This is a genomic window from Bartonella sp. AC329YNZD (genome assembly GCF_042196685.1).
Taxonomy (GTDB): domain Bacteria; phylum Pseudomonadota; class Alphaproteobacteria; order Rhizobiales; family Rhizobiaceae; genus Bartonella.
Map to the genome: position 1 here is coordinate 60,879 of NZ_JBHIQS010000010.1, position 8,369 is coordinate 69,247.

8 protein-coding genes, 1 tRNA gene and 1 pseudogene are annotated in these 8,369 nt (G+C 42.5%); 3 read left to right on the forward strand and 7 right to left on the reverse strand.

All coding sequences use genetic code 11. From position 1 onward, the window contains the following. Positions 1-119 precede the first annotated feature (119 nt). The gene (locus ACFIMW_RS06105) at positions 120-272 is read right to left on the reverse strand and encodes a hypothetical protein (RefSeq protein ID WP_375608168.1); all 153 of its coding nucleotides are present in this window, start codon (positions 270-272) and stop codon (positions 120-122) included. Between the two features lie 176 nt (positions 273-448). Here ACFIMW_RS06105 and ACFIMW_RS06110 point away from each other — a divergent pair. Then, a tRNA-Thr gene (locus tag ACFIMW_RS06110) sits at positions 449-523 on the forward strand. Positions 524-2,363: 1,840 nt separating this feature from the next. Here the strand turns inward: ACFIMW_RS06110 and ACFIMW_RS06115 are convergent. The 5 genes from ACFIMW_RS06115 to ACFIMW_RS06135 form a co-directional block, all read right to left on the reverse strand. Then, positions 2,364-3,134, reverse strand: a complete 771-nt coding sequence (locus ACFIMW_RS06115; RefSeq protein WP_375608167.1) for a lambda exonuclease family protein — start codon at positions 3,132-3,134, stop codon at positions 2,364-2,366. 125 nt (positions 3,135-3,259) lie between these two features. Beyond that, a complete protein-coding gene (locus ACFIMW_RS06120; protein ID WP_375608166.1) occupies positions 3,260-3,421 on the reverse strand; it encodes a hypothetical protein in 162 nt (53 codons plus the stop codon). A 460-nt stretch (positions 3,422-3,881) separates the two neighbouring features. After that, positions 3,882-4,070, reverse strand: coding sequence for a hypothetical protein (locus tag ACFIMW_RS06125; protein WP_375607058.1), 189 nt, complete (start codon positions 4,068-4,070; stop codon positions 3,882-3,884). 2 nt (positions 4,071-4,072) lie between these two features. Beyond that, complete coding sequence (locus ACFIMW_RS06130; protein WP_375607059.1) at positions 4,073-4,462, reverse strand: hypothetical protein; 390 nt, start codon at positions 4,460-4,462, stop codon at positions 4,073-4,075. Positions 4,463-4,774: 312 nt separating this feature from the next. Continuing rightward, complete coding sequence (locus tag ACFIMW_RS06135; protein WP_375607060.1) at positions 4,775-5,092, reverse strand: XRE family transcriptional regulator; 318 nt, start codon at positions 5,090-5,092, stop codon at positions 4,775-4,777. A gap of 413 nt (positions 5,093-5,505) precedes the next feature. Between ACFIMW_RS06135 and ACFIMW_RS06140 the strand changes: the two genes are divergently transcribed. Next, entirely contained in the window at positions 5,506-6,576 is a 1,071-nt protein-coding gene (locus tag ACFIMW_RS06140) for a YdaU family protein (RefSeq protein WP_375608165.1), read from the forward strand. Between the two features lie 259 nt (positions 6,577-6,835). Here ACFIMW_RS06140 and ACFIMW_RS06145 read toward each other — a convergent pair whose 3' ends face one another. Further along, positions 6,836-7,033, reverse strand: a complete 198-nt coding sequence (locus ACFIMW_RS06145; protein WP_375697388.1) for a hypothetical protein — start codon at positions 7,031-7,033, stop codon at positions 6,836-6,838. A gap of 293 nt (positions 7,034-7,326) precedes the next feature. Here ACFIMW_RS06145 and ACFIMW_RS06150 point away from each other — a divergent pair. Then, positions 7,327-8,369, forward strand: a pseudogene (locus tag ACFIMW_RS06150) (bifunctional DNA primase/helicase); the annotation flags it as partial.

The following is an 8,369-nucleotide window of genomic DNA, read 5'->3' on the forward strand; positions in this document are numbered from 1 at the left end:
GATTGTCCCCCTTCGGGAAGTTATGCTTTATTAATCGTTTTAGAACGCATTCTAAATATGAAAACAAATTATTGAGACGTTTGGTTGCAAAAATTTACTAAAAAAACATTTTTTTCTTTTTAAAGATCTGATTGCGCTCTTTTTCGACTTTGCTCTTTTCGACGTTTCAGGTTCTGACGCAATTGTTGCGCCAATCTTTCTTGACGACGTTTTTCTTTTTCATCTTGATGATTGATTTCATCGTGCTTTTGTTTTTGATACATTTGTGTCATTGCGCAACCTTTTGAACAATGTTGAGCTTCTATCCAAGCAACTCATGATCTTAAATATTTAAGAATATAAGAAATATATGTCATGACATAAGATACGTTTTCTTGCAAGAATATACAAATGTTCTCTTGCCTATTTTCTAACAATATGGCACAAGACAGCGCAAAGATTGAAAACGGCTGCGGTAGCTCAGTGGTAGAGCACTCCCTTGGTAAGGGAGAGGTCGAGAGTTCAATCCTCTCTCGCAGCACCATTTTATTTTTTCTTTATTTTTCTTCTTTTGCCCCTCTTTTCTTTTCACCAAGCATCAATTGCCTCCATCAAAGCCTCCATCCTTTAAAATATGGGCTTCAATATCTTCAATGGCGCGCTTTATTTCCTTAAAAAAGAGCCCTCTGGGAGCAAATTTAAAACTGAGGCAGAGCGCGTGCGCCCAAAGAATAGGTCCCTCCCATTACGTGCACTATCTTTCCTTCATGAAGATATGCCGTATCCTCCACTTTGCTAAGCCTCAATGTTACGACAGCTCTTGGCTCTTGAAATGATTCATAATTAAAGAGGCATTTTTATTTTTTGAATATTTTTTGCCTACACATTTACTTTATACCGTATCGTATAAAAAATGCTTTTAATTGATATCAATAGAACAGAGGCTGAGATAACCTCTCACGCTCTTGTTTTTTACTTAAAGGAATAATGGTATTATTATAAATCAATTTCTTGAACATACCCAATTGATAACCTTTTAAAGCGGCTCGCAAAACAAATAATCTTATTTTGTGAGCCCCTCTACCCATCCCAAGCAGCACGCAACACAAGCATTTCTTAGAAAAATCGAAAGAGAAGCTTTAAAATAATCTTCATCTCTCATCCTTGTCATCCATTAAAAAACAGCAATTTCACACGTCTTCTCAATTCAATGGCGTTGTCAACCTCCCCCACCCCTTGGCAAAGGGAAAACAAAAAACAGCGATAAAACAAGCACCCAATAAGCTTCAAATAAGCCGCGAGACAATTAGCTTACTTTTTTAAAGAAGATTCCTCATTGCCAATTTCACGACCAACAATCTACGCAGCGCACAGCTCCCTCCTTCACAATACGCATTATTTTGCCCGGTACCCCTCCCTCTATTCCTCTCCCTTTCCTTATTTCCCCTCAGTGGTATCCTATTTTTTAGGCTACAGAGCTTACTCTATATTTTTTGCTGCCCATAAAGCTCCCTACCGAGGAATAAAAACCCTGCATATGCGATTTTTTTGACTGTACACACCCTCATTTAGAGACAGGATCCCCCCTTCTCACATTTTGCATTAAAGGGTGATTTACTTCACATTTTTGCCATAAAAATAACATACGGGGATCCATTCAAAATGGCTTGGTTCTAAAAACGATTTAGAAACAACAAAAAATAGATATTTCATGTTTAAACGCTTTATTTTCTTCGCTATCATAATAAGGAACTCTTTTATTTTCTCATCACGCCACGAGTGAACAACAAGGAAATGATTACGTAAAAACATATAATCACTTGCAAAATGACTATAGCATGTCAAAAGAGGAAGAGTTCTCAGACTTTGGTGCTGCTATAAGGAGTTATACGCCATATTTCCGAGAACAAGTATGAAAAATCATTTTTATAAAGTTCAGATACTAGAGTTGACCATGGTAGTACTCATAATGATCTCGGTAATGTCTATTCCAATCAGCTTATTATGGCGTTTCAAATTTAAAACATCGGCATGTTTGCTTAAATTACGATCTTTTTCATTGGCGCAGTGCTCATCCTCACAGAACTCTGAACAATCACATTATTTTTTGAAAAATCTAAAGAATATTAACCATGACTTGTCATGAATTCAAAAAAACAAAAGAGGCGGAAATCTGTTCCCTCATCCCTGCCCCCTTTTATAAGGGAGCAAACCTGTTTTCTTACAGCACCGTTATTTCCAATATCATATGAGATCTTCCCCCATTGTCCCAATATGCTTTCACATTCATAGCCAAGCTCTTTGTGCTCCCTGCTTCCCTGCGCCCCCTTGTTTGGCACCCTCTTCCAACATATGCTTTGCTCTTTTCCCTCTGAATTTCTTTTTTATAGAACTTTGCCTCTCCTCAACGCTACACAAGATCCCTTTCTTCCCCTCTTGCGTCTCATTCTTGCTTTGCCCTCCAGCATACGCCTTGCATGCGCTCCAAGCTCCCCGCTTTCTCCCTCCTTCAAAGCAATTTCTGTTCTTATATGAAAACCTGTCTCAACCGATTTAATTTGCTGTACCATCTTCTCCAACGCCTCATTAAAACGGCTAATTTCATTTTCAAGCTTGCAAATATAGGCTTCATCACGATAAGCCCGTTTAATCAAAGGTGGCATATTTGGCCAATAGAGCATTAAATCCACCCATTCGCGTTGAGAAATCCATAACCCTCCTTGACATTGTGCTTTATGTTCTGCTGGAAAGCCCTTTTGCATGAAATGAGGAATTAAAATTTCAGGTTTTTTTGTTTTAATTTCCAACAATCCATTTTTTCCCACAAAAGCATCGGGAGAAAATCCTTGTCCGCGATCATCAGCCAAAACAAAGCCAATACATTTAGGTTCTGTATGTGTCAGTTTCCCATAAAGCTGTCGCGCGCTTGGTTCTAATTCAGTCCCACGTCGCATAGAAAGTGTTGTCCCTTCATCAACGGTTTTTCCTGTAATTCTTTCTCCCGCCAATTTCATCATCACACTTTGATAGCGTGACGTTTTTTGCCCTTGTTTTGTTCGTGCCATAACCATCTCAAACAACGAAGCCGTAATCAAACCATTACGCGCTTGCTGCCATTCTTCTGTTCCTTGAATACAATCGATAATGATTGGCATGGTATTTCTCTCCTTAATCTTTAAAGTGCTTTTTTTTGCAACATATTCTCTTTGAAACATTCATATCTTTTAAGATGCATTCCCCACTAAGAATGACAGCATCCTTAAATATTGTGCTGCTGAAATCACAAAAGCTGTTGGAAACGCCCCCCCAACATCCCTCCTCCCCACAAGTTTCTCATCCCCTCCTTTTCCATATCAGCTAAGTCCCTCCCAAGCGGCGCCCTCCCTAGACGAAAGCATAACGCGTGATATTTTCTCCCCGATAAAAAAACCTTGCCCGTCATTATCTCCCTAAGACTCAACACAAAAACGGTCAGAACCGCGCCCCCATAGCGCCTTCCTCTTCTTCCCCCTCAAACACCTTCCCCCATTTCCCAGCATGCTTTCACATTCATGTCCAAGCTCTTTGCACTCCCTGCGCTCAAAGCTCTCTGCTTTCCCCCCTCCCTCAACACTCTACTCTTTCCCCCTACACAAAGCTTTTTTTAAAGATTGACATCTCCTCAACGCTATACGGCTGCCCCCCTTTTCCACACCTCATATCTCCCCTCCAGCATATGCCTTGCATACGCTTCAAGCTCCCCCCCATTCGTTCTCCCCACAAGTTTCTCATCCCCTCCTTTTCCATATCAGCTAAGTCCCTCCCAAGCGGCGGCCTCCCTAGACGAAAGCATAACGCGCACCATTGTCACCGCAATGAAAAAGCACTTTGGCCCATCATTGCGGCTTCTTTTTTCAACCCTGCTATTGCACGACGGAAAAATCATAGCGGAGATATTCTTCCGCCAATTTTTTTGCCATAGACAGCGCCGCTTCTTGCGAGATAAAAAGAAGAGCGTCGTGTTTTTGTGGTTCGAGTCTGATTAAATTTCGCATATTTCCAGCATAATAAAGTGGAATCCCTCGATAAGAAGTCTTGAGATAACTTGTCATGTTTACCACCAATAATCTGTCAAGACATCACATGGGCGTAAACGATGCTGTTTTTCATAAGAGCCATAGAGATTATCTTCATAATCGCACGCCGCTCTTTCATTTAAAAAAGCATGATACGCTTCACTATTCAAAATGAAGGGCTGCAATTGTGTATTTTCTTCATTTATTTCATGATTTTCGACATAAAAATCAGCGATTTGTTCCGTAACATCTTCAGCATAAGAAGTTGTCAGATCGAGTCGTAAAACTCTATAAACAGTTTCATATTCTTCAATCAGTTCGAGCACCTCTTCGATTTCGTCGATTGGTCCTTCATAAGTACAAGGATTTTCCTCTTCGCATAAAACGACAATGATTTCATCCTCTTTAACGAATGAAATATTTTTCATGATTTCCCCCTTTAGATAGTTGATAAAGCATAGCCTTGTCTTGACAAGACTAAATATAGCGTTAGTCTTATATCCTCTATAGGAGAGATGTCAATCATTTTATCCTTCATAAAAGATATATTTTAAATATCTACGGGGTTCAAATGACATATGTAAAGAAAAATCTATTATTCTTTGTTCCTCTCATGCCCCTTTGTTGTTCTCTATTTGTTCTTACAAAATTGCAATTATAAACACACAGGAGAGATAAAATGAGTGACATAATATTAATAAAATACTGGAGTCGCCTTGACACAAAAGCACAGAAAGAAGTTATTTTGAAGCTTCGTCAATTGGCCGCCGCAAAAGAGTCAAAATCGCCTGTCTCTCTTGCGGAGAGAGTTTCGAAATAAGCTCTATAAATTCTTTATCTTCAGGGCTAGCCCCTTTCCCGTAAAGAATATAATTCATACTGATATTAATTTCGTGACAAATTCGCGAGAGAGATTCGATTGTTGGTTCTTTTCCTTCAGAAAGAATAGAATGAAGGTACCCCGCGCCTTTACCGGCAGAGAGAGAGATAGATCTTTTTGACCGCCCACTTTTTTCCAAAGCGGTCTTTAATCTTTGACGCCAACCATCGATATTCATAATTTCACCATATAGCGCGTCTTTTTAAAAAAACACGTCCTTTTTATAAAACGGGCTTGCATTATCCTCTAAAAAGGATAAAATTAAGGAAACAAATTTTACTTTTTAGGGGGAATTTTCTATTTTTAGCTCATAAAAACACTTTAACCACCCTACCGGATATAAAAGACCACCTCCAAAGCTTCTGCCCAAAAGAAAGTACGTTGAGAATGTGTGGTATTCTTTATTTTTTCCATCACCGCAATCTTAAATCGTAAGTTTGCATGCGCTTCAAGCACAGCCAATCATTTATAAGCATCGTAAAGAAGCTTCTCGTCATCATCGAACAGAGCCAAAAGCAACACAAGTTAAATCCTTATTTGAGCTTTTATCATCAATAAAAATGTATAAAAAAGAAGAAAGTAGATTGCAGTATGAAACACGCTAATCAACAAGAAACTCCTCATTATGAATCGTCTAGGCTTCCATATGTTTGTTGGTATCAAAATGACTTTCTAGGAGGTGTACGTGGGATGCGCGCACACGAAATTGGAATCTATACGATTCTTCTCAATGAAATGTATGCCCGTGGCCGACCTTTAGAAATATCGAAAGAACGTTTAGCGCGTCTTTGTGGTTGTGACAAGCGAACTTTTGTTAATGTTTTAGAGATGCTCATCCAAGAGGGTAAGATTTTAAATTTAGCCAATGGATTATGGAATAAGCGTTGCGAAAATGTTTTTCAAGAGCGTGAAAAATTGCTTGAACAAAAATCCTTTGCGGGTCGTTCTTCGGCAAAAAAACGCAAGAAAATCAATGTAGAGATGCAACAACTGCTTAACGAAAGTACAAAAGATGTTGCACAAAGCTCAAAAGCTCAAAAGGCAGAAGAAAAGGAAACACCTTACGGTGTTTTAGAAAAGAAAATTTTGTTTGATGAGACAGAACCTTGTTTTTCCTGCGAAGAGAGTTTTGAACAAAGCGATCATCCATCACCCTTATCGGCTCTTGATTCACCTCTCCCTTCTCCTCCACAAGAAGAAGCGGAGCAAAAAAACGCCTCCCCTTTAAACGCTCCCCAAGCGGAGTTCACTCCCGCCCCTATCGCGCAAATTGTCACGGGGGAAAAGACAAAATCCGCCACCACTCTTCCCCTCAGCAATCTTCCTTCCTTCATTCCTCCTTCTTCCAACAAAAAAACCACAGCCTCAGTTGCCAAAGGGTACCGTCTTCCTGAGCATTGGCAAGCAGACATCAAGGCGGCAGTTTCAGAAGGCTTGAGTGAAAGCCAAGCTCTTTGGCAAGCCAAAAAATTTCGCGACTATTGGAAAGCCAAGAGCGGCAAAGAAGCTCTCAAAGTAGACTGGCAAGCCACATGGCGCAACTGGTTTCGCCGTGAGATCGAACGGCAAGAACAGCAAAAACAGGGAAGCTCCTCATCTTTTACCTCTGAGAACAACGACACGCTTTACCGCAGTTTGATCAACTATAGCGACAATTTTTGACATCACAAAACAACGTATTTTTCAAGCACGCACAGGGATAAAAACGTTTCAAAACCACAATAGCATCGGACAAAATAACACAAAACAAAGGGCGGCAAAACAACACTTGGATAAGCTCTTCACACCGTAAAACGCGTCAACATCGACCATTTTGCTCTCATCACAAAAGCGTTTTCCCCATGCAAAAGCCCCACACAGGCATCCCAACACATGCCCCAACAAGGTATCCCAAAACAGGACTCCAAAATGCACCACACTCTCACAGACATCCACTCCACCCTTCTTTCACCCCCTTCCTCCTTTCCGCTTTCCTCCTTTTCTCAAGGTGCCACTTCCCATGCTCTTGGCAAGCAGACATCAACAGAGCAGCTTCAAAAACCTTCAATGAAAAGCAAACTCCTTGGCACTCTCCCTCCCACACAGGCATCCCAACACATGCCCCAACAAGATATCCCAAAACAGGACTCCAAAATGCACCACACTCTCAGACATCCCCCCCACCTTCTTGCATCATCCACCCTACCTGCTTCCAACGCGCCCCTCTCAAAGGGCACCACCTTCCTAAACCCTTGGCAAACAGATACCAACACAGCCATTTCAAAAACTTTCAGGATAGAGCAAGTCCCGCACAAAAAAGGACAGCATAGCACAAAACCTTTCACCATGTGATCGAACAACGAGAACAGTAAAACAGAATTCTCACCTCTCACATCTGAAAAAAACAACAATATATTCACCAGACGAATGACCATGAGCACAATTTTTGAAATCAAACAAAAACTTATCTCACAAGCAGATAGAATAGCAGAAATGCTTCTTCCCCAAGGGCACAAACGAGGCAACAATTGGATTGTAGGCAACACACGTGGTGAGGCAGGTCAAAGTTTATCGATTTGCCTAAGCGGCAGCAAAGCAGGGCTTTGGTATGATTTTGCAGAAGGCATTGGAGGAGATCTTTTAGACCTTTGGTGTGAAGTCAAAGGCATTAGTCTCTCTCAAGCTTTAGAAGAAGCACGCGCGGCTCTCAATCTGACACACCCCAAACCCTTTATGGCACCCCATCGTTCCTATCGCCGTCCACCGGTCCCTACAGGGCGCCCCCCGCAAAATCTTGTAAAAACCTATCTCCACAAAGAACGCCACATTCCTTTAGAGATTATAAAGCGTTACCGCATAGGAGAAGATGGCGAAAAAATCATTTTTCCCTTTTATAAACCCGATGGCACCCTTGCTTTAGTTAAAGAACGGCTTGCGCAAGCAGGAGCAAAAACAAAACCTACAGCAGCACACTGTGAACCGATTTTGTTTGGCTGGCAAGCCCTTTGCCCTTCAACCCCAGCCGCCACGCAGGCACCTCAACACGCACCCTCAACCAACCCCGCCGCCACGCAGGCGCCTCAACACGCACCCTCAACCAACCCCGCCGCCACGCAGGCGCCTCAACACGCACCCTCATCAACCCCAGCCGCCACGCAGGCGCCTCAACACGCACCCTCATCAACCCCAGCCGCCACGCAGGCGCCTCAACACGCACCCTCATCAACCCCAGCCGCCACGCAGGCGCCTCAACACGCACCCTCATCAACCCCAGCCGCCACGCAGGCGCCTCAACACGCACCCTCATCAACCCCAGCCGCCACGCAGGCGCCTCAACACGCACCCTCATCAACCCCAGCCGCCACGCAGGCGCCTCAACACGCACCCTCATCAACCCCAGCCGCCACGCAGGCGCCTCAACACGCACCCTCATCAACCCCAGCCGCCACGCAGGCGCCTCAACACGCACCCTCATC